The sequence below is a fragment of the Pseudomonas sp. NCHU5216 genome (assembly GCF_052156495.1).
Classification (GTDB): domain Bacteria; phylum Pseudomonadota; class Gammaproteobacteria; order Pseudomonadales; family Pseudomonadaceae; genus Aquipseudomonas.
The window spans coordinates 44,966-66,228 of sequence record NZ_JBQLIX010000011.1 but is presented as its reverse complement, the minus strand read 5'-3'; the positions used below and the strand labels follow the sequence as shown (position 1 = coordinate 66,228).

The window sequence follows — 21,263 nt, the reverse complement described above, 5'->3', positions numbered from 1 at the left end:
ACATCCCTGACCTGCGCACTACGAATACGGAAGCGTGGCCGAGTGGTTTAAGGCAACGGTCTTGAAAACCGTCGATGGGCAACTATCCGTGAGTTCGAATCTCACCGCTTCCGCCATCTCCTGTATGCAAGGAATGGCGCTGGGCTCCCCCTCGCCAGCGCCCCCATACAAGCCATGAGTTGCTCTTTTGGGCGCCGCCTTTTGAAGCTATGATGTCCCAAGCGACGAAACAGCCTTTGTTCTTCTCGCTTGGAGCGTCCTATGAGCACGAAAGCAAAAGCAAAGCCTACCCAGTCCGGCCTGGAGTCTTCCGAAATGGTTGCCCGCCAAGCAATGGAGGCCACCCGTTCCGCGTACCTGCGCGCATTGCAGGCAAGTAGCAAGGGCGTCCTGCGTACCCACAACGGTAACCTGGTTCGTGTTTCGCGTGATGGCAGCATTGAAGTAGTAGGCAAGGCTAAGCCACGGCGTAAGGTGACTGTCGGCCAAGTGGTCGCTGTGCGCAGCATAGAAGGCCAAGTGGCTGGACACAGTGCCTAGGCTTCGAATCTTCGCTGGGCCAAACGGATCGGGTAAGAGCACCATCAAGGATGACCTAACCGAACTCCTGAAAATCCGAATATTCGTGAATGCCGACGTGCTGGAAGCGGAGGCCAAGGCCACGGGGTTCATAGACCTGGCCGCCTTCGATATCGAAGTTTGCCTTCAAGATCTTCTCGATATCCACGCTACAAACCCCTTGCTGATCAAGAAGGGGCTGAGTGAGGAGGCCGCCAAGCTCGGCCTGGACGGTTCCAGAATCGACTACAGCAAGGTCAGGGTCGACTCCTATTTCGCCTCGGTAATTGCTGACTTCATTCGTCAGCGTCTGCTCGAAAAAGGTGTGGATTTCACCTTTGAAACGGTCATGTCTCACCCCAGCAAGGTCGAGATAATGCAGAAGGCCATGGAGCATGGGTACCGAACCTACCTCTATTTCGTTTCGACTGAAGACCCTGAAATCAACGTTGACCGCGTGAGAATTCGTGTTGAGGGTGGTGGGCACGAGGTCGAGCCTGACAAGGTTCGATCCCGATACGTGAGATCGCTTGAACTGCTGCCGGCAGCCGTAGCGGCTAGCAATCGTGCCTATATCTTCGATAACTCCGGTGAGGGTTCCGTGCTTCTTGCTGAAATCACCGATGGCAATGCCCTTGAGTTCAAGACCGAGGATATTCCGGATTGGTTCTTTGCGGCCTATGTCGACAAGATGACGGGCAGGGAAGAGGGTTAAAGTGAATGCAAGGCCTTGGGTAATCTTTTCTAGGCTTGGCCATGGATTTGAGGCCGCTCATTACGCTATGCCATACCCCCACGAATCGATATGACTTGCTAGAATCACCTTGCTGAGCTGCATTACGGCGCGAGCACAATCGAGAGCGGTCATGCAGCAAAGGGGTAGGAACGGAAGAATGCGATTTCCTGGGTTGGTCGAGCGGGACGGCGTGAGCTGAGCCAACACTGCCAATTTCTCTTTTGCCTTGTGCAACGCCTTACCTTAATCTGACGCTTAATTTTTGACTGCCATGCGCCAAGCTGGGCCTTCATCCGCCTGCCTGCTATGGTGCTCGGCAAGTACAACTTCACCGTCGTGTGTGGTGGCTGACAATGGGCAATGAGGTGGCGAGTGATTAGGGTGCTGGTAGTCGACGACCACGATCTGGTTCGCACGGGTATTACCCGCATGCTCGCCGACATCGATGGCCTGCAAGTGGTCGGTGAAGCCTGCACCGGGGAGGAATCCCTGCTCAAGGTTCGCGAGCTTAAACCCGACGTGGTGCTGATGGACGTGAAGATGCCCGGCATCGGCGGCCTGGAAGCCACCCGCAAGCTGATGCGCAGCCATCCCGACATCAAAGTCGTCGCCGTCACCGTGTGCGAGGAAGATCCCTTCCCCACGCGTCTGCTGCAGGCCGGCGCCGCCGGTTATCTGACCAAGGGCGCCGCGTTGGACGAAATGGTGCAGGCCATTCGCCTGGTATTCGCCGGCCAGCGTTACATCGACCCGCAGATCGCCCAGCAACTGGCGCTGAAATCCTTCCAGCCGCAGACCAGCGGCTCGCCGTTCGACCTGCTCTCCGAGCGGGAAATCCAGATCGCCCTGATGATCGCCAACTGCCACAAGGTACAGACCATCTCCGACAAGCTGTGCCTGTCACCGAAGACGGTCAACACCTACCGCTATCGCATCTTCGAGAAGCTTTCCATCACCAGCGACGTCGAGCTGGCTCTGCTCGCGGTACGCCACGGCATGGTCGACGCCGTCAACTGAAGATGTCCGCCGTTTTCGATTCCAGTGCCTTCCTGGCGACCTGCAGTGGCCGTCCCGGCGTCTATCGCATGTTCGATGGCGAGGGCCGGCTGCTCTACGTGGGCAAGGCGAAGAACCTCAAGAAGCGCCTTGCCAGCTACTTCCGCAAGACCGGGCAGGCGCCCAAGACCGCCGCGCTGGTGGCGCGCATCGCGCAGATCGAGACCACCATCACTGGCAACGAGACCGAGGCGCTGCTGCTCGAGCAGACGCTGATCAAGGAATGGCGGCCGCCCTACAACATCCTCCTGCGCGACGATAAGTCCTATCCCTACGTGTTTCTCTCGGATGGTGAATTCCCGCGCCTGGGTATTCATCGTGGCGCGAAGAAGGCCAAGGGCCGCTACTTCGGCCCCTATCCCAGCGCCCTGGCGATTCGCGAGAGCCTCGCACTGCTGCAGAAGACCTTTCTCGTTCGCCAGTGCGAAGACAGCTATTACCGCAACCGCACGCGGCCGTGCCTGCAATATCAGATCAAGCGCTGCAAGGGGCCCTGTGTCGGCCTGGTCGACGCGCAGGAATACGCCGAGGATGTGCGCCACTCCGTGATGTTCCTCGAAGGACGCAGCAATGCGTTGAGCGAGGAGCTGTCCGCCAGCATGGAAAAGGCGTCCATGGCACTGGAGTTCGAGCGGGCCGCCGAGCTACGCGACCAGATTGCCATGCTGCGCCGCGTGCAGGATCAGCAGAGCATGGAAGGCGGTACGGGCGACGTCGACGTGGTGGCGGTGATGCTCACCCCGGGGGGCGCCTGCGTGCACCTGATCAGCGTGCGTGGTGGGCGTGTGCTGGGCAGCAAGAACTTCTTCCCGCAGGTGGCCATCGAGGAGGAGGGCGGCGATGTGCTGATGGCCTTCCTCGCCCAGTACTACCTGGGCAATGTCGAGCGCGACCTGCCCAGCGAGCTGATCGTCAACGTGCAGCATGAAGACTTCGCCACGCTGGTCGAAGCCATCGAATCACTGCGTGGGCGCAGCCTCAGCATCAGCCTGCGCGTGCGCGGCACCCGTGCCCGCTGGCAGCAGCTCGCCGTGACCAATGCCGAACAGGCGCTGGCCGCGCGCCTGGCCAATCGACAGCACCTGGCCGAGCGCTTCGAGGCCCTGGCCAATGTGCTGCAGATGGACGAGCCACCGCAGCGCATGGAGTGCTTCGATATCAGCCATTCCAGCGGCGAGGCGACGGTCGCTTCCTGCGTGGTGTTCGGTCCCGAAGGCCCGCTCAAGTCCGATTACCGCCGCTTCAACATCGAAGGGGTCACCGCTGGCGACGATTACGCCGCCATGCATCAGGCGCTGACCCGACGCTTCAGCAAGATCAGGGAGGGCGAGGGCAAGTTGCCCGACGTGCTGCTGGTGGACGGCGGCAAGGGGCAACTGGCCATGGCCCGCGAAGTGCTGCAGGAGCTGGCCGTGCCCGATCTGATCCTGCTTGGCGTGGCCAAGGGCACGACGCGCAAGCCCGGCCTCGAAGTGCTCTACCTGAATGACGCCGAGCACGAATTCACCTTGCCCGGCAATTCCCCGGCGCTGCATCTGATCCAGCAGATCCGCGATGAATCGCACCGCTTCGCCATCACCGGGCACCGTGCGCGGCGCGGCAAGACGCGGCGTACCTCGACCCTGGAAGAAGTGCCTGGCATCGGCCCCAAGCGACGGCGCGAACTGCTCAATCACTTCGGAGGTCTGCAGGAACTGTCCCGTGCCAGCGCCGAGGAAATCGCCAAAGCGCCGGGAATCAGTAAAAAGCTCGCTGAGTCGATTTATGACACTCTGCACAGCGAGTAGAATGCTCGTTCACCTCGCAGCCTAGTTGTGCCGATGAATATCCCCAACTTGCTTACCTTGCTCCGGGTCGCGCTGATACCGGTCTTCATACTGCTGTTCTATCTGCCGTTCTCCTGGAGTTACTGGGCGGCCAGCGGGGTCTTCGCCGTCGCGGCCGCTACCGACTGGCTCGATGGCTACCTGGCACGCCGCTGGGAGCAGGGCACGCCTTTCGGCGCCTTCCTCGACCCGGTCGCGGACAAACTGATGGTGGCCGTGGCGCTGGTGCTTCTGGTAGCCGAGCACTCCAACCTCTGGCTGACCCTGGCGGCCGCGACCATCATCGGCCGTGAGATCGTGGTCTCCGCGCTGCGGGAATGGATGGCCGAGCTGGGCGCGCGGGCGCACGTGGCCGTGTCCAACCTGGGCAAGTGGAAGACCGCTGCGCAGATGGTCGCCCTGGTCATCCTGCTGGGTAACCCGCCGGTTTTCACCTTCTGGGTGATACTGGGTTATGTGCTGCTGGTGGTCGCTGCGGTGCTGACCCTGTGGTCGATGCTGCACTACCTGCTGGCCGCCTGGCCGCACCTCAGCACCACCACGGAAAAGAAATAAGTATTTTTGAATCAAAGGCTTGACGGCGCCATTCGATTCTATAGAATGGCGCCCGTCGACAAGACAAGCGGGAATAGCTCAGTTGGTAGAGCACGACCTTGCCAAGGTCGGGGTCGCGAGTTCGAGTCTCGTTTCCCGCTCCAGTTTTACACGAGTCGCCAAGGCGGCTCGTTCGTTTCAAGGCTGAGTTGCAGAGTGGTTATGCACCGGATTGCAAATCCGTGAACGCCGGTTCGATTCCGACCTCAGCCTCCAATTCAAAAGGCCTCGTAGATCCATGATTTACGAGGCCTTTTTCATTCCCCGCGGCGTGCTTTGCATGCCTTGCGAGGAGGCGGAGGGCTGTATATAGTCCGCCCTTCGCACAGCGCTACCGCCCGAATGGCGAAATCGGTAGACGCAGGAGACTTAAAATCTCTCGCCAGCAATGGCGTGCCGGTTCGAGTCCGGCTTCGGGCACCATCTAGCAATCTATAGTCATTTCAAAGAAGTCTATAGAAGTGCGCTTCGACCGAGACCTCTGGACGAGCCCTGTTCAGCGTAAACCGATCAAGGGCTCAAAGCATTCCCACCGCTGCGCCAAGAGGCGCACGCCTCATCTGGTTCCCCTGTCCCGCCAGGCCCTGGCTCTGCTCGAGCAGATTCAAGCTCTCTCTGGTCGCTACCCGCTGGTTTTCCTTGGCGACCATTCACTACCACTACAACCCCATGAACGAGAAGACAGTAAACTTCGCCGTGTGGTGCATGGGCGACACCCTGGTGGACGTCTGTGGCCACCACTTTCGCACCATGGCCTATTCTGCTCTGGTGGAGTCGGGCCTAGTGAAGCAAGGATACAATACGGCGGAGCGACAGATGAGCCCCCCATGAGCGCAACGCCGCGCGGGCATCCTGCATCCACAAGACCGAGCACCTGGGCGAACGCCGGTTGATGGTGCAGTGGTGGGCGGACTACCTGGATGCGAACCGGGAGCAGTTCGTTTCGCCGTATGAGTTTGGGCGTGCGCTGGAGGAGATCAAGTAATGGATTCCTTGGCTATTGCTGTTGCCATTGTTGGGGTGGCAGTGACGCTTACCTATGTCTGGAGACGTTCTCGGAGGCGCAGTCGGACGCCTGGTGGCAACAGTGGGCAGGATTACGATTCTGGTAGAGGAGATGGACTTGGTGGGGAGGACTGATAGGTAGGCCTACTTGCGCAGCCATTGGCATTCCGATCCTCGATGCCCCAATAGTGCTTGCCGTCCTTATCCATCAACCAAGGGTTGTGGAAGTTGTGGAAGTTGTGGAAGTGATGAGCCAAGCGAATGAGCACAGCATCGAGCAGCAGGCTCTTGCCGACAGCACCGCCTAGCCAGAGAACCAACCGGCACTACCAAGACTCAAGCGCGGCCTGCGGTCATGCCCGCCCATGCGCACCTCAGAATATCAGCAAGGCCAGCAGCAGCCCGCTGATTGCCAGCGTGGCCATGACCCGGCTTGAGCTCAATGCCAAGGCGTGCTTGCGCGAATGGCGCTTGAAGCGTCCGCGTACTTCGTGCAGACCGTCCACGGGGGCGAACAGGTTTTCTGCCCCCGGGGCAAGTTCGCTATCGCCTTCGAGCTGGCCCGACCAGGCTTTCTTCGCCAGCAGCCGATCGAGCAGGCCAGGAAGGAACAGGCTGCCCAGGATGGCCTTGATCGATGACATGCCCAGCCAGAGCTCTCGCGGTGGTGCGGAGACGACATTGAGAATGGCTCGAGCCGCGACCTCCGGATCATGGATCGGTGGTACCGGCTGGACGGGCCTGGCCATCTTGTTGCGCGCCCAGTCGAATTGCGGCGTGTTCATGGCCGGCAGTTGCACCATGCACAGTTTGATGTCGCTGCCTTTGTGGATGAGCTCGCAGCGCAGTGAATCGGTGAAGCCGCGTATCGCGAACTTCGCGCCACAATAGGCCGCCTGCAGGGGAATCGCACGATAGGCGAGCGCCGAGCCGACCTGGATGATGACGCCACGGTTGCGTGGGCGCATGAGTGCAAGCGCGGCTTGCGTGCCGTGCACGGTGCCCAGGTAGGTCACCTCGGTGACGCGCTTGATCTCGTCCGGCAGCAGTTCTTCTATCGGCGCGAACACGGTCACCATGGCGGAGTTGATCCAGACGTCTACCGGCCCGAGTTCGGCCTCGAATCGCTGAGCGGCCAGGGTGAGGGCTTGCGCATCGGCCACGTCCAGGCTGATGGCCAGGATGTCGACGCCATAAGGCTGCAAATCCTCGACCGTCGAGGTCAGCCCCTCGTCGCTGCGAGCGATCAAGCCGACGGCGTAACCGGCGGCAGCGAAGGCATGTGCGGTGGCGCGTCCCACTCCGGCGCTGGCACCGCAGATCACCACCACCTGGTCGAGTTTCTTCATTCGTCTGGTCTCACTGACATTCCTCAAGCAAATACGGCGGGCGGCCCAGGGTTGAACCGCCAGCCTCTGGGGTGTGACCGAGGACAGGTCGGCAGGGTTTCAACCTTTTGAGCGCTGCTGCAGCGGGCTGGTCTCGCCCGGAATGCGAGGCCCGAAGCGCAGGCGCAGGGCGGCGTTGATCAAGCCCACATGGGAGTAGGCCTGGGGCAGGTTGCCCAGTTGCTGGCCGTTACGCGGGTCGACTTCCTCGGCCAGCAGGCCGTGGCCACCTTGCAGGGCCAGCAGTTGCTCGAACAGCGCCTCGGCTTCCGCTTGAGCACCGCTGGTGGCCAGGGCGTCGACCAGCCAGAAGCTGCAGATGACGAAGGCGCCTTCCTCGCCAGGCAGGCCGTCCGGGTCTTGGCGGTGGTAGCGGCGCAGCAGCCAGGGGCGATCCTCGATCGCCAGGGCGCGGCGCACCGCCTGCACGGTATTGCGAAACAGTTCGCTGTGGCCGTCGATGAAGCCGGTGCGGGCCAACAGCAACAGGTTGGCGTCCAGGCCGTCGCCCCCATAGTCACGGACGAAGTGGCTGCGCTCGGCGTTAAGCCCATGGCGCAGCACCTCGGAACGCAGTTGCTCGCTCTCGCGCCGCCAACGCTGGACGTCGGCCTCCAGCCCGTGACGCTGCTGCAGCCACAAGGCCCGCTGCAGGCCAGTCCAGGCCATGACCTTGGAATGCACGAAGTGGCGCGGCGCGCTGCGGACTTCCCAGATGCCTTCATCCGCCTGGCGCCAGTGCCCGGCGATGAAGTCGGCCGCTTCGCGCAGGTAGGCCCAGTGCGAATGCAGCGCATCGTCGGCCATTGTGTCGCAGATATATACGCTCTGCAGCAGCTCGCCATAGATGTCCAACTGGAACTGGGCATCGGCGGCGTTGCCGACCCGCACCGGCCGCGCCCCGCGATAGCCCTGCAGAGCGTCGAGCAGGCGCTCTCCGGGTGGCAGGCAGCCGTCCAGGTCATAGAAGTTGCGCAGCGGCATGCCGTGGCGCTCGATGGTCGCCTCCATCCAACTGGCCCAGGCGTGAGCCTCGGAGCGGCAGCCGAGGGCGAACAGCGCGGCCAGGGTGAAACCGGCATCACGAAACCAGGTGAAGCGGTAGTCCCAGTTGCGTGAACCACCAGGTGCCTCTGGCAGCGAGGTGGTGCCGGCGGCGACCACCGCACCGGTTGGCTGGTAAATCAGCAGCTTGAGGGTGATGGCGCTGCGCACCACTGGTTCGCGGTAGGGGCCCGTCCAGCCGATATGGCCCACCCAGCCGTGCCAGGCCTGGGTGGTGGCAGCGATATCGTCGACGAGGGCCGCCACGTCCAGCGGCGGTGCACTGATTTCGCCGGTATCGCCCAGATCCAGGCGCAATGCCAGGCGCTGGCCGGCCTCGACACGCAGTTGGCTGTGCCAGTCACCGTCGTGCATCTGCCACTCGCCCGGCGCCTGCAGGCACAGCCAGCGCGCGTTCCAGCGCATCTGCAACGCGCCATCGACCGCCTGCGCGGGGCTGGCAGCGCGGCCGAAGTCGGCGCGCGGGGCGAACGCAAGATCCAGCGTCAGTTGCCCGGCCAACCCCTCGACCAACCACAGCAACGACTGGCGACCGGCAGCGGGTGGCCACTGCATGCACAGCGTCACCCGACAGGCACCCTGCGGGGTATGCCAGTCCTGCTCCAGCACTGCGCTGTCCTGGCGATAGCGGCTGTGCACCCGGGCCTGAGCAGAGCATGGGCGCAGCCGCAGGAAGCCACCTCGCTGGCGATCCAGCAGGCTCCAGAACAAAGGCGCGGCGTCGAAGCGGTTGGGGCACAACCACTCCACCGCGCCGTCGGTTGAAACCAGCGCCAGTGAGCGGCCGTCGCCTAGGGCGGCGAGGCTGCCGAGGTCAGGGTAGGGCTGATGGCGCAGAGGATTACAGGGCATGTTTTCAGGCTTCCATTCAGAGTTCGCCACGCCCGGCCAGTTGGCGGATGCGCTCGGCGGTACGGCAGGCGATGGCCTGGATGGTCAGCGACGGATTGACCCCGCCTGCGGTGGGAAACACCGAACCATCGCAGATCCACAGGTTGGGGATGTCCCAGCTACGGCAGTCGGCATTGACCACGCTGCTGTCGCGGTCGAAGCCCATGCGCGCAGTGCCCATCAGGTGCGCGGTGTTGTCGGCTTCGGCCCAGATGTCGCGGGCGTCGATGGCCTCCAGGCCATGGCGCATGAAGGCTTGGGCGTGTTCGATCAGGCGCTGGTCGTTGTCGCAGTAGGAGAAGGTCACCCGCGCGACGGGCAGGCCATACGCGTCGCATTCTTCGGCCAGGGTGACGCGGTTGCCTGCCTGCGGCTGCGTTTCGCCGACTATCTTCAGGCCGACCTGGTGGTTGTACTGCTCCATCTCGTCGAGCAAGGCCTGGCCCCAGAGGCCGTGGTTGCCGGTCTGGGTGGCGGCCCAGGCGGCGGGCAGCGGGCCCTGGCTCATGATGGCGTAGCCGCCGTGGAAATCCTTGCCGCGATCCTCGTAGTTCCAGTGCTCGCACAGCGCCATGGAGGGCGGCCCCTTGTACCAGCGGATTTCCTCGTTCAGCCGGCCCCATACGGCCTGGTTGGCATGCACCATGAGGTTGTGGCCAAGCAGGCCGGAGCTGTTGGCCAGACCGTGTGGATGGCGTGCGCAGGCCGAGTTGAGCAGCAGCCGTGGCGTCTCGATGGCGTAGCCGGCGACTATTACCTGGCGTGCACGCTGAAACTGCCAGCGCCCTTCGCGGTGAAAGTGCAGGCCGCTGGCACGCCCGTCGGCGCCTAGCTCGATGCGCCCGACCATGGCCAGGTCACGGATTTCCGCACCGGCGGCCAGGGCCCGCGGAATCCAGGTGGTGAGCGCGCTCTGCTTGGCATTGGTGGAACAACCAGTGACGCAGAAGCCACGGTAGACGCAGGGCGGTGCATCGCCGCGCGGTGCCGACAGGGTCGCCAGCGGTGTTGGCGTCCAGGCTACGCCAAGGGCCTCGCAGGCACGAGCCAGGGCCAGACCGGAAGCGTTCACCTCATGCTGGCGATAGGGATAGCGCGGCCGTGGCGGCCCCCAGGGATAGGTGAGCGGGCCGGCAATCCGCAGCGCCTGTTCCACCTCCCGGTAGTAGCCCCACATTTCGCGCCAGTCCAGCGGCCAGTCGGCACCGTAGCCGAGCAGGCTGCGGCTCTTGAACCATTCGGGGCGAAAGCGCAGCGACACCATGGCGAAGTGCACGGTGCTGCCACCGATCGCCCTGCCACTGTTGTTGCTGCCGAGCTTGAGCGGGTTGGCGCCGTCGCACAGGCGCTCGTCGGTCCAGAACAGCTTCTGCTGGTGGGCTTCGTCCGAGGCGAATTCCTCCAGCGGCCGCCACCAGGCGCCGGCATCGAAGGCCACCACCGAGAAGCCGGCTTCGGCCAGTTTGCAGGCCAGGGTGGCGCCGCCGGCACCGGTGCCGACGATGGCGAAGTCCACCGGCTCGTCCGGGCGCCATTGGCGCATCGGCACCCAGCCACCGACATGCAGCACGTCCGGTGCCCGGCCAGCACTGCCACGGGGGCTGCGCAGGGCATCGAGATAGGCTTCAACGGACATCACGGTTGAGCTCCCTGGCGCGTCGTTCCTGGCCTGGATGGGCCTCGGCGGGCTCCCAGGCATCGCGCCGGTCGGACGCCAGGCGCACATAGCCGCGCGGGCTGGCCGGGCCGCCGAAGCCGATGTCGTTCCAGCTCTGTGGGTGGCTGTAGTAGAGGGTGGTGACGTCATGCACCAGGCGATTGCTGAAGAACAGCTTGGCCGGCATGCCGTTCCAGGCCGGATGGTGCAGTTCACCACGCTGCATGGCGGCGAGCAGGGCGTCCTGCTCGCTGGCTTCGAGCTCGGCGAAGGGGCGTTGGTGCAACGTCAAGGCTTCCGCATCCACTGCCGCCAGGCCCAGGCGCCAGGCCTGTGCCAGCGGCGGCATGCGGGCGTCGCGATAACCGTCGCCATGGCCCGAGCCGGCCTTGCCGTCGATCAACGCGGCCAGCGGCACCGGCGGGCGATTCGCCGGTTGCGGCACGATGCGCGCGCAAATCGCCTCCAGGGTGCGCCACTCTGCAGCCTCGAAGAAGCGTGGCTCACGCGGCACCATCAGTCGTGCGTCGATCACTTGCCGGGTTGGCTCGTTCCACGACGGCCCCTGGCGTTTGCGCTGCACGTCGTAATCAGGATAGCGCGCGCTCATCGCGGCTTACCCTGCGGATCGGCCAGTTCCCTGTGCCGCTCGATCAGGGTGTGGGCAGCCAGCCCGGCCAGCGACAGGCCAGTGAAGCCCGATGGTGCCGGCAACGGCGGGCCAACCTGCAGATTCTGCCGCCAGTTGCGCCAACCGCCGTGATTGCGTGCCACGCCCAAGCCGTGGAAGGCGCTGCCGACCAGGCCCATCAGGGTGGTGAAGCGCAGCCCCAGGCGTGACCACCAGCGCAGCCTTGGGCGGTCGTAGCGGCTCGCCGCGCAGGCAGCCAGCAGCGCGGCGGTGCAGGGCGCTGCGGTCACCGGCAGGTACATGCTGGGGTTCTGGAACGAGCCACGAAAATGCAGCAGGGCGGCCTCGGCGGCGGTGCCGAGCAGGCCAGCCGAGACCATCAGCGCGACGGCGCGACCGGCAGGCAGGCCGAACACCTGGGGCTGTATCTCGTCGCTGGCACCACGCAGGCGCTCGCCGTACAACCCCAGCACACCGGACAGCAGCAGGGCGCTGGGTGCTCCCAGGGGCGCGGCGTAGAACAGGTTGCTCCAGTTCAGGCCTCCTGGGCGCTTGCCAACGTTGTACAGGTGCAACGCCGTGCCGGCCACGCCGCTGGCAATGGCGCTGGCGGCAATGCCGTCGCGCAGGCGGTGTGCCCGTGGCAGGCGGTCGCGCACGCCATGCAGGCCGGCCAGCAGTTGCAGGGTGGAGACGAGCAGCGGCGTGTACATGGCGCGGTTGCGGAAGTCGCCACGGTAATGCTCCACGGCGCTGTCGCTGACCACCGCCAGGGCCAGCAGGTTGGCGCCTCGGTTCAGGGTGCGGGCGGCGTCCACCAGGCTGTCGTTGTCCGGCCGTAGCAGCAGGCCGCGGGCACGTCGTTCGTGCTTCTGCCAGAACAACGCACCAGCGCCGAGGGCGGCGCTGGCGGTAACGGCGAGCAGGCCGAGTCGGTTGCTCGTATTCATCTTTCCTCCTCAGATCTGGTAGCGGCGGGCCTCGGCCTCCTTCAGGCACAGGCCATGGCCAGCACGCTCGGGCTGGCAGGCGATATGGCCGTCGCGTAGAGCCGGTGCGCCCTCGAACAGCAGTGACTCGATGCGCACATGGTCATGGAACCATTCCAGGTGACGCAGCCGCGGCACCGCGCAGGCAGCGTGCAGGTGCAGGGCCGGCGCACAGTGAGCGGAGCAGTCGATATGAAACGCCTGGCACAGAGCGCTGGCCCGCAGGAAGCCGGTGACGCCGCCGCAGCGGGTGATGTCCAGTTGCAGCACGTCCAGCGCGCCGGCCTCCAGGAGTTGGCGCACGTCATCCAGGGTGTAGGCATACTCGCCAGCGGCGATGTCGATGCCATGGCCGGCGGCGTCCATGGCCTTCCGCACCCGGTGCAGGCCGCGCAGGTCGTCGGAGCTGACCGGTTCCTCGAACCACTCGACACCCAGCTCGGCGGCCTGCCCGGCGAAGGCGATGGCACTACGGCTGTCATGGGCGCCGTTGGCATCGACGAACAGCCCGGCGCTGCCAATCGCCTCGCGGGCCACCGCCAGGCGCTGCAGGTCGCGTTCCTTGTCGGCGCCTGTCTTCATCTTCACCCAGAGGCAGCCACTCTCATGCACCCAGCGGCCGAGTTGCTCGGCCAGGCGCTGGTCGGGGTAACTGGTGAAACCGCCACTGCCATACACCGGCAGGCATTCGCGTAAACCACCGAGCAGTTGTACCAGTGGCAGGCCAAGCAGGCGCGCCTTGAGATCCCACAGCGCGCAGTCGATGGCCGAGATGGCACAGGCCGCCAGCCCGGAACGGCCCAGGTTGCGTACCGCCCGCCACAGTTGCTCGCCGATGCGTACCGGTGCGAAGGCATCGGCACCTACCACCTGTTCGCGCAGGTGGCCGTCGATGAGTTGCACCAGTGCTGCATCGGCATAGGTGTAGCCGAGCCCGGTCTGGCCACCGCCATCCACTTCCACCAGCACCAGGGTGGTGGCCTTCCAGGCCAGGGTGCCGTCCGCCTCCGGCGCATCGGTGGGCACGCGAAAGGCTCTGACGCGCAGTTGACTGATGGGCGGCGCCATCACTTGTCCTTGTGCTGGCCCGGCAGCAGCGAGCCGAACACCTGCTTGGCGGTCTGGGCGAGAATGCCGCGCTGTTCGGGGTCGACATGGAGGAGGGTGGACGCGAATTTCTTCGCCTGCTCCAGGCTGATGTGCGGTGGCAGCGGCGGTACGTCCGGGTCGGTTCGGAACTCCAGCAACACCGGCCGTTCGGCGGCCAGGGCGCGTTCCCAGGCCGGGCCGACGTCTTCTTCGCGCTCGACGAGGATGCCCTGCAGGCCGATGGATTCGGCGAAGGCGTGGTAGGGCACGTCAGGAATGTTCTGCGAGGCCTCGAACTTGGGATCGCCTTCCATGACCCGTTGTTCCCAGGTGACCTGATTCAGATCCTGGTTGTTGAACACTGCCATGATCCAGCGCGGATCCTCCCATTCACGCCAGTACTTGGCCACGGTGATCAGCTCGGCCATGTTGTTCATCTGCATCGCGCCGTCGCCGACCAGGCCCAGCACCGGTCGATCCGGGTGGGCGAACTTGGCGGCGATGGCATAGGGCACCGCCGCGCCCATGGAGGCCAGGCCGCCGGATAGCGAGCAGAGCATGCCGCGGCGAATCTTCAGGTCGCGGGCATACCAATTGGCGCAGGAACCGGAGTCGCAGGTGACGATGGCGCGATCCGGCAAACGGGGCGACAGCTCGTAGACCACCCGCTGCGGGTTGATCGGCTTGGCTGAAACCAGGGCACGCTCCTCCAGGGTCTTTTCCCAATCGCTGCGCCAGTTTTCGATGCTGGCGCGCCAGCTACGCTCCTGTTTGTTCTCCAGTAGCGGCAGCAGCGCACGCAGGGTCTCGGCGGCGTCGCCGGCGAGGTTGACCTCCATGGGGTAGCGCAAGCTGAGCATGTCCGGCTGCAGATCGATCTGCACGCCGCGAGCCTGGCCCTCCTCGGGCAGGAATTCGGAATAGGGGAAGCCGGAACCGACCATCAGCAGGGTGTCGCATTCCTCCATCATCTTGTAGCTCGGCACCGTGCCGAGCAGGCCGATGGAGCCGGTGACCCAGGGCAGTTCGTCCGGCAGCACGGCCTTGCCGAGCAGCGCCTTGGCCACCCCGGCACCGAGCTTCTCGGCCACCTGGAACACCTCGTCACTGGCGTTGAGCGCGCCGGCTCCCACCAGCATCGCCACCTTCTTGCCGCTATTGAGCACCTCGGCGGCGCGGCGCAGATCTTCGTCATAGGGCAGCACTTTCGGCCGCGTGTAGCCGACACCGCTGTGCAGCGTGCCGTGCTTGCGCGGTGGCTCGGCGTACTCGGCCTCCTGCAGGTCGTTGGGCAGGATGATCGCGGTGACCCGTCGCTCGCCGAGTGCGGTGCGGATCGCGCGATCCACCAGGTGGCGCACTTGCGCAGGTGCGCTGGCCTGCTGAACGAAGGCGCCGGCGACATCCTTGAACAGCGATAGCAGATCCACTTCCTGCTGGTAATGGCCGCCCAGCGCGGTGCGCGCTTGCTGACCGGCGATTGCGAGCACCGGCATGTGATCCATACGCGCATCGTAGAGACCGGTGAGCAGGTGGGCGGCTCCCGGCCCAGAAGTGGCGATGCATACACCGAGCTGGCCGGAGAACTTGGCGTCTGCTGCGGCCATGAAGGCAGCCATTTCCTCATGCCTGGCCTGGATGAAGCGGATCTTGCCATCGGCCCGGTTGAGTGCGCCGAACACCCCGTTGATGCCGTCTCCAGGGTAGCCATAGATACGTCGAACACCCCACTGATAAAGACGCTCGACGATGAAGTCACTGACTGTCGTGGCCATGGAAATCCTCCCTTGTAATCGCGACGTGGGCCAGACAAGACAGTGGCTTGACGAACGAAGCGCGCCCGGCAGCTACCGTCCTGCATGACTGGTGGAGTAGGGTGGACTGGAACAGGCGCTGGGAAGTTTCTACTGATTGACCTGTGTTCAGGCAGGGCTCAGGTGCAAGTGGCCTGAATGGATCGAGGAGGGGGGCAAGGTGCGCAGCGGCAGCAGACCCTGAAAGCCTGGCGGCGATAGGGTGGGCAACATGCCGCTCGAGTCCGGCTTCAGGTTCGGAAGCGCTGCACCGCGCCTTGCATGCCCTGAGCCACCTGAGCCAGATCTTGTGCTGCCGCTGCCAGCTCGTTAGCGGTCTGGGTATTGTGCTGCGACATCTGGGCGATGTGATCGATGCGCTGTGCCACTTCGTTGCTGGCCTTGCTCTGCTCGTCGATGTTGTGCGAGATCTCCTCGACCACCTGGGCGGCGCGTTGCGTGCCGCTGCGTATCTCGTTGATCGAGTCGCCGGCCTGACGCGCCAGGGCCACGCCTTCGCCAACGCTGTCGACGCCGGTTTGCATGCTGGCCACTGCGTCTGCCGTGCTGTTACGGATGCGCTCGATCATGGCGGTGATTTCCTGGGTCGACTGCGCGGTACGTGCGGCCAGGCCTCGTACTTCATCCGCCACCACGGCGAAACCACGTCCAGCCTCGCCAGCACGTGCGGCCTCGATGGCAGCATTGAGCGCGAGCAGGTTGGTTTGCTCGGCGATGCCCTTGATGACCTGAATGATCGAATGGATTTCCTCGGAGGACTGGCCCAGGGCGGTGATGGTGGTCGAGGACTGATTGACCGCCGTGGCGATGCGGTTCATGCCTTCGACCACGTCGAGGATGACCTGGCCACCGCCGTCGGCCATGCGCTCGGAATGAGCGGAGATGCTCTGCGCATCGCGGGTATGGTTGGCGATCTGGGCGATGTTCTGGATCATCTGCTCCATGGCGGCCGCAATGCTGGTGGCACCCTCCGATTGCTCGCCAGTGGCTTGCAGGATGTCCCGTGAGGTGCTGTTGAGGGTGCCAACGGTTTGCTGTAGCTGTTCGCTCTGCTGGCGGATGCTGTCGATCATCTGGCGCAGGTTGCTCTGCATGTCAGCCAGCGCGCGTTGCAGTTGGCCACTTTCGTCGTCGCTGTCGATGTCGATTCGCCCGCTCAGGTTGCCCTGAGCGATGGCACGAGCGGCCGTCACTGACTTGTCCAGGGGGCGCAGAATGCTGCGCATCAGATGCCAGGTGATCAGGCCGAGGAGGGCGCAGGTCAGGGCGATACCCAGCACCAACATGATCGCAGCCTGGCTCACGGCGGCCTGACCGGCATCGCGCGCCCCGGCACTGTGGGCTTCGATCAGGCTGCTGAGGGCCTCGTTCTTTTCCTCCAGCGCAGTGAAACTGTCGCGAAATGCCGGCATCTCGGCTTCGGCCGCGCCAGGATCGGCCAGGGCCTTGTCAACGATGCTCTTGGCCTGGGTGATATAGGCAGCCAGCGCCGGTTGCGACTGATCGATGGCACTGCGAATGTCTGCGGGCAGCGGCAGCTTGGCGTTGGCGTCCATGGCTTTCTGGAACCAGGCACTGTGTTCGGCCAGGTCGTCACGCACCTGTTGCACGGCGGCTGCGTCACCTGGTTTGGTGGTGAAGGCTGCGAGCACATCGGCGCGCAGCGCGTCATGCATCATGTCGCCCTCGAGGTGGTTACGCAGCGCGGTGACGCTCAGCTCGTTTTCTTCCAATGCCGCAGCCAGCCGCGTCTGTCCCCAGAAGCCGACACCGCCCAAGAGCGCAGCGCTGAGGATACTGATCACGCCACTGGCAATCATCTTGTGTCGAATCTTCATGAATTCACTCGAGTTCTGATGGCATTTGGTGATCAGTCTAGACGAAGCGCCGGGAAATGATCCTACCGATAGGCTGGGGTGGTTGATCCTAACGGTCAGGCTCTAATGTTCGCATAATGTATATTATGTTAAATAACATGCGAGGCATGTCCGCGAGCCGCATTCAAGTTTCCCTACTCTTCTAGTACCCGACTGCGGGATTTCTCCCCGCTTATAGGAGATTTACTTCTTCTCCTTGGAGCTAGCACGTGCCCTGTGCCGCTGCACGGCTTCGAATCGCGGTCAGAGCTCTGTCGAAGTTTTGGTTAGAGCCTGGGTTGCCCGCTCTGCTGATCTATAACCACGGCCGTCGTGCCGAGGCGCGGGTACGTAGTTTTGTCGACTTTTCGACCCCACGACTACGTGCCCATCCAGCCTTCTACGGTTGAGCGGCGCACGCCACTATTTCAAAAACCGGAATTATGGATTGCCCGTCGTGGTGATTCTGCTGCTCCTTGTATGGGCGCAGCATGGTTCCAACAGCGCCCCCCAACCCCGCGCTGACCACCCTGTCACGGAGCCTCGATCATGACCAACGCCATCAAACTCTACCGTCACCCGCTGTCCGGCCATGCCCATCGCGTCGAGCTGATGCTCTCGCTGCTCAACCTGCCCACCGAGTTGGTGTTCGTCGACCTGGCCAACGGTGCGCACAAGAAGGCCGAGTACCTGGCCATTAACGCCTTCGGCCAGGTGCCGGTGATCGATGACAGTGGCACCCTGCTCAGCGACTCCAACGCGATCCTGGTCTACCTGGTTAAGAAGTACGGCAGCGGCAGCTGGCAATTGAACGATCCGCTGCGCGAAGCTCGCGTACAGCGCTGGCTGTCGGTCGCCGCCGGCCAGGTTGCCTACGGTCCGGCCGCCGCACGGCTGATCACGGTATTCGGCGCGGCCTTCAATGCCGACGAGGTCATCACCCGCGCCCATGCCCTGCTCAAGGTGATGGAGACCGAACTGGCGAACACCCCGTATCTCGCCGGCAGCGAGCCGAGCATTGCCGATGTCGCCAACTACAGTTACATCGCCCATGCCCCGGAAGGCAACGTCTCGCTGGAGGCCTACCCGAACGTGCTTGCCTGGCTGCAACGCATCGAGGCCCTACCCGGCTTCGTGCCGATGCAACGTACCGCCGCAGGTCTGCAAGCCAGCTGAGTGTCGATCAGGCTGCTGGGTTTCCGGCAGCCCCTTTCTAGGAGCACGTCATGGACCATCTGCCCAAGCACCGTAAATCGCCCTGGCATGCCGGTGAACGCCGGCTGCAGGAAGCCGTGCACGTCACCGAACGCATGGAAGTGATCGGGCAGAAGGTCATTCGCGACTACATGCCCGACCAGCACCGCGAGTTCTATCACCAGTTGCCGTTCATGGTGGTCGGCGCGGTGGATGGCGATGGCCGTCCCTGGGCGACGCTGCTCGAAGGGCCGGAAGGCTTCGTCACCTCCGCCGACCCGCAGCATCTGTTCCTCGCCGCCCTGCCCGATCCGCAGGACCCGGCAGCCGCCGGCCTGCAGGCTGGCAACGCCATCGGCATGCTCGGCATCGAGCTGCATACGCGCCGGCGCAACCGCATCAACGGCGTGATCCAGCAGGCCTCGGCAGCCGGCTTCGCGGTGGAGGTCGAGCATTCCTACGGCAACTGCCCCAAGTACATCCAGGAACGCGCCTACACCCGCGTCACCACGCCGGTCGGCGGCAAGCCAGCGCGCCAGGACTTCACCGGCCTGGACGATTATTCCAGCGCATTGATCCGCGCCGCCGACACCTTCTTCATCGCCAGCTACGTCGAGCACGCCGACCACAGCCGCTCGGTGGACGTTTCCCACCGCGGCGGCCGCGCCGGCTTCGTCAGGGTCGAAGGCAATCGCCTGACCATTCCCGACTACGCCGGCAACCTGTTCTTCAACACCCTGGGCAACCTGCAGACCAACCCCATCGCCGGCCTGCTGTTCGTCGACTTCGCCACCGGCGATGTGCTGCAGCTCAGCGGGCGCACCGAGCTGCTGCTCGACAGCCCGCTGATCAAGGCCTTCGAAGGCGCCGAGCGGTTGTGGACGGTGGAGGTCGAGCACGTGGTGCTGCGCCCGGCCGCCGTGGGGATTCGCTGGCAGTTCCACGACTACGCGCCGACCAGCCTGGCCACCGGCACCTGGGCGGAGGCCGAAGAGCGTGTGCGCATGCAGGAACAGCGAAAGCAATGGCTGCAGTGGCGGGTAACGCAGGTACAGCAGGAGAGCCGCGACATCCGCTCGCTGGTTCTTGCCCCGCTGGACAACGCCAGCGTGACCTTCGCCGCCGGACAGCACCTGCCGATGCGCCTGCAGGCCGGCGACGAGGCGCTGGTCAGAACCTATACCGTTTCCAGCGCGCCGTCCGACGGGCTTATCCGCATCAGCGTGAAACGGCAGGGCAAGGCCTCGCGCCACCTGCACGAGAGCGTCCAGGTCGGCGATCTGCTGGAAGTACGCGCGCCGTTGGGCAGTTTCACCCTGGTGGATGACAGCGAGCGGCCGGTGGTGCTGATCGGTGCCGGCGTCGGCATCACGCCGATGATTTCCATGGCCCGCGAGCTGGTGGCGCAGAACCGCCAGCACCCGCACGCGCGGCACATCCACCTGTTCCACAGCGCCCGCAGCCTGGCCGAACTGCCCTTCCGCGAGGAGCTGAACGCGCTGCAGCAACAGGCGGACGGGCTGCTGCATATCCACCGCGCGCTGAGCAGCCCCGAGGCCGAGGCGCAGCTCGAGCGCGACTACCAACTGGCCGGTCGCTTGAGCTTCGCCCAGGTCAAGGCGCGCCTGCCGCTGGACGACTACGACTTTTACCTGTGCGGCCCCAGCGGGTTTTTGCAGGCCATGTACGACGGCCTGCGCGGGCTCAACATCGCCGACCCGCGCATCCACGCCGAAGCCTTCGGGCCGTCCGCCCTGCGCCGCTCACAGAGTGAACCGCCGCCAAGCCTGGAGCAGCCACCGGCGGCCAGCGTCCCAGTGCCGGTGTACTTCGCCGCCTCGGCCACCGAAGCGCGCTGGAGGCCCGACAGCGGCAGCCTGCTGGAACTCGCCGAAAGCCGTGGCCTGAGCCCCGAATTCAGCTGCCGCGGCGGCTCCTGCGGCACCTGCGCTGCCAGGCTGGTCAGCGGCGCCGTGCACTACCCCAATCCGCCGGCGCAGTTGCCGGACGGCGACAAGGTGCTGATCTGCTGCGCCGTGCCGGCGCAGACCGAGGACAGCCCGAACCCCCTGGTGCTGGACATCTGACGAGGAGACTGCGAGATGAACAGAAGCGATTTGCCTAACAGGGAAGTGCTGCCGCCCATGCAGTGGCCCGACGCGCCCATTTCTCCCTTGAGCGACCGTGACGTCATGGAGTGGGAGGCCGCCCCGCTGCTGCCGCAGATGGCCGCGGCGCTGGAACGCCCCTGCTCTGCCGCATCGAGCTACCGCCTGCTCGACCTGTGGCGCGCGCTGCGCACCAGCATTCGCCAGCCAGCGGCCGGCGCCGCGCGCCACTGATCAGCCAATCACCTTCACCAACAGGAGCAAGCTCATGTCAACGCCCGAAATCCGCCAACCGGTGCCGCCCTTCACCCGCGAGACCGCCATCCTCAAAGTCCGCCTGGCCGAGGACGGCTGGAACAGCCGCGATGCCGGCAAGGTCGCCCTCGCCTATACGCCCGACACGAAATGGCGCAACCGCGCGGAGTTCGCCACCAGCCGTGCCGAGGCTGAAGCCTTTCTTCGACGCAAATGGAACAAGGAGCTGGAGTACCGCCTGATCAAGGAGTTGTGGGCCTTTACCGAGAACCGCATCGCCGTACGCTACGCCTACGAGTGGCACGATGACTCCGGCAACTGGTTCCGCTCCTACGGCAACGAGAACTGGGAGTTCGCCGACAACGGCCTGATGGCCCACCGTTTCGCCTGCATCAACGACCTGCCCATAAGTGAGGCAGAGCGCAAGTTCCGCTGGCCGCTGGGCCGGCGCCCGGATGACCATCCGGGGCTGTCTGACCTGGGTTTGTAGTGGTTGCCCCCAAGGCAAGCTGGCTGGATTTCTAAGTCCATTGGGCTAAAGGTGCCTTGAT

The 21,263-nt window shown here is 64.4% G+C and carries 17 protein-coding genes, 4 tRNA genes and 2 pseudogenes; 14 read left to right on the top strand and 9 right to left on the bottom strand.

Annotation, left to right across the window (positions count from 1 at the left end; translation table 11 throughout):
- Positions 1-28 precede the first annotated feature (28 nt).
- The 9 genes from ACSVIK_RS10565 (at position 29) to ACSVIK_RS10525 (ending at position 5,193) form a co-directional block, all read left to right on the top strand.
- Positions 29-116 (top strand) — tRNA-Ser (locus tag ACSVIK_RS10565).
- Positions 117-261: 145 nt separating this feature from the next.
- Entirely contained in the window at positions 262-540 is a 279-nt protein-coding gene (locus ACSVIK_RS10560) for a hypothetical protein (RefSeq protein ID WP_442444286.1), read from the top strand.
- 7 nt (positions 541-547) lie between these two features.
- The gene (locus ACSVIK_RS10555; RefSeq protein WP_442444338.1) at positions 548-1,273 is read left to right on the top strand and encodes a zeta toxin family protein; all 726 of its coding nucleotides are present in this window, start codon (positions 548-550) and stop codon (positions 1,271-1,273) included.
- A gap of 393 nt (positions 1,274-1,666) precedes the next feature.
- Positions 1,667-2,311, top strand: a complete 645-nt coding sequence (gene gacA, locus ACSVIK_RS10550) for a response regulator transcription factor GacA (protein WP_268184085.1) — start codon at positions 1,667-1,669, stop codon at positions 2,309-2,311.
- A 2-nt stretch (positions 2,312-2,313) separates the two neighbouring features.
- Positions 2,314-4,137, top strand: coding sequence for an excinuclease ABC subunit UvrC (gene uvrC, locus ACSVIK_RS10545; RefSeq protein WP_442444285.1), 1,824 nt, complete (start codon positions 2,314-2,316; stop codon positions 4,135-4,137).
- A gap of 33 nt (positions 4,138-4,170) precedes the next feature.
- Positions 4,171-4,731, top strand: a complete 561-nt coding sequence (gene pgsA, locus ACSVIK_RS10540; protein ID WP_442444284.1) for a CDP-diacylglycerol--glycerol-3-phosphate 3-phosphatidyltransferase — start codon at positions 4,171-4,173, stop codon at positions 4,729-4,731.
- A gap of 67 nt (positions 4,732-4,798) precedes the next feature.
- Positions 4,799-4,874 (top strand) — tRNA-Gly (locus ACSVIK_RS10535).
- A gap of 38 nt (positions 4,875-4,912) precedes the next feature.
- Positions 4,913-4,986: transfer RNA gene (locus ACSVIK_RS10530), tRNA-Cys, on the top strand.
- A 120-nt stretch (positions 4,987-5,106) separates the two neighbouring features.
- Positions 5,107-5,193 (top strand) — tRNA-Leu (locus ACSVIK_RS10525).
- Between the two features lie 956 nt (positions 5,194-6,149).
- Here the strand turns inward: ACSVIK_RS10525 and ACSVIK_RS10520 are convergent.
- The 9 genes and pseudogenes from ACSVIK_RS10520 to ACSVIK_RS10480 form a co-directional block, all read right to left on the bottom strand.
- A complete protein-coding gene (locus ACSVIK_RS10520) occupies positions 6,150-7,124 on the bottom strand; it encodes an SDR family oxidoreductase (RefSeq protein ID WP_442444283.1) in 975 nt (324 codons plus the stop codon).
- Between the two features lie 99 nt (positions 7,125-7,223).
- Positions 7,224-9,080: a glycoside hydrolase family 15 protein gene (locus ACSVIK_RS10515; RefSeq protein ID WP_442444282.1), complete on the bottom strand. Its 1,857-nt coding sequence runs from the start codon at positions 9,078-9,080 to the stop codon at positions 7,224-7,226.
- 16 nt (positions 9,081-9,096) lie between these two features.
- Positions 9,097-10,755, bottom strand: a complete 1,659-nt coding sequence (locus tag ACSVIK_RS10510; protein WP_442444281.1) for a GMC family oxidoreductase — start codon at positions 10,753-10,755, stop codon at positions 9,097-9,099.
- Positions 10,745-11,386 carry a gluconate 2-dehydrogenase subunit 3 family protein gene (locus ACSVIK_RS10505; protein ID WP_442444280.1) on the bottom strand — a complete coding sequence of 214 codons (642 nt, stop codon included), beginning with the start codon at positions 11,384-11,386 and terminating at the stop codon, positions 10,745-10,747. Before ACSVIK_RS10505 ends, ACSVIK_RS10510 begins: the two co-directional genes overlap by 11 nt.
- A complete protein-coding gene (locus tag ACSVIK_RS10500; RefSeq protein WP_442444279.1) occupies positions 11,383-12,357 on the bottom strand; it encodes a hypothetical protein in 975 nt (324 codons plus the stop codon). Before ACSVIK_RS10500 ends, ACSVIK_RS10505 begins: the two co-directional genes overlap by 4 nt.
- Positions 12,358-12,366: 9 nt before the next feature.
- Positions 12,367-13,464 carry an enolase C-terminal domain-like protein gene (locus ACSVIK_RS10495; protein WP_442444278.1) on the bottom strand — a complete coding sequence of 366 codons (1,098 nt, stop codon included), beginning with the start codon at positions 13,462-13,464 and terminating at the stop codon, positions 12,367-12,369.
- A complete protein-coding gene (locus ACSVIK_RS10490; RefSeq protein ID WP_442444277.1) occupies positions 13,464-15,260 on the bottom strand; it encodes a thiamine pyrophosphate-requiring protein in 1,797 nt (598 codons plus the stop codon). Before ACSVIK_RS10490 ends, ACSVIK_RS10495 begins: the two co-directional genes overlap by 1 nt.
- Before the next feature lie 269 nt (positions 15,261-15,529).
- A complete protein-coding gene (locus tag ACSVIK_RS10485; protein ID WP_442444337.1) occupies positions 15,530-16,243 on the bottom strand; it encodes a methyl-accepting chemotaxis protein in 714 nt (237 codons plus the stop codon).
- Between the two features lie 141 nt (positions 16,244-16,384).
- Positions 16,385-16,525, bottom strand: a pseudogene (locus ACSVIK_RS10480) (HAMP domain-containing protein); the annotation flags it as partial.
- Positions 16,526-17,448: 923 nt separating this feature from the next.
- Here ACSVIK_RS10480 and ACSVIK_RS10475 point away from each other — a divergent pair.
- From ACSVIK_RS10475 to ACSVIK_RS10455, 5 genes and pseudogenes are all read left to right on the top strand, one after another.
- Positions 17,449-17,565, top strand: a pseudogene (locus tag ACSVIK_RS10475) (LysR family transcriptional regulator); the annotation flags it as partial.
- Between the two features lie 139 nt (positions 17,566-17,704).
- Positions 17,705-18,331 (top strand): glutathione S-transferase family protein, encoded by a 627-nt coding sequence (locus tag ACSVIK_RS10470; protein ID WP_442444276.1) that lies wholly within the window; start codon positions 17,705-17,707, stop codon positions 18,329-18,331.
- 50 nt (positions 18,332-18,381) lie between these two features.
- On the top strand, positions 18,382-20,436 hold the full coding sequence (locus tag ACSVIK_RS10465) for a pyridoxamine 5'-phosphate oxidase family protein (RefSeq protein ID WP_442444275.1): 2,055 nt from the start codon (positions 18,382-18,384) through the stop codon (positions 20,434-20,436).
- 15 nt (positions 20,437-20,451) lie between these two features.
- Positions 20,452-20,691 carry a hypothetical protein gene (locus ACSVIK_RS10460; RefSeq protein WP_442444274.1) on the top strand — a complete coding sequence of 80 codons (240 nt, stop codon included), beginning with the start codon at positions 20,452-20,454 and terminating at the stop codon, positions 20,689-20,691.
- 34 nt (positions 20,692-20,725) lie between these two features.
- Positions 20,726-21,202 carry a nuclear transport factor 2 family protein gene (locus ACSVIK_RS10455; protein WP_442444273.1) on the top strand — a complete coding sequence of 159 codons (477 nt, stop codon included), beginning with the start codon at positions 20,726-20,728 and terminating at the stop codon, positions 21,200-21,202.
- Positions 21,203-21,263: the final 61 nt, after the last annotated feature.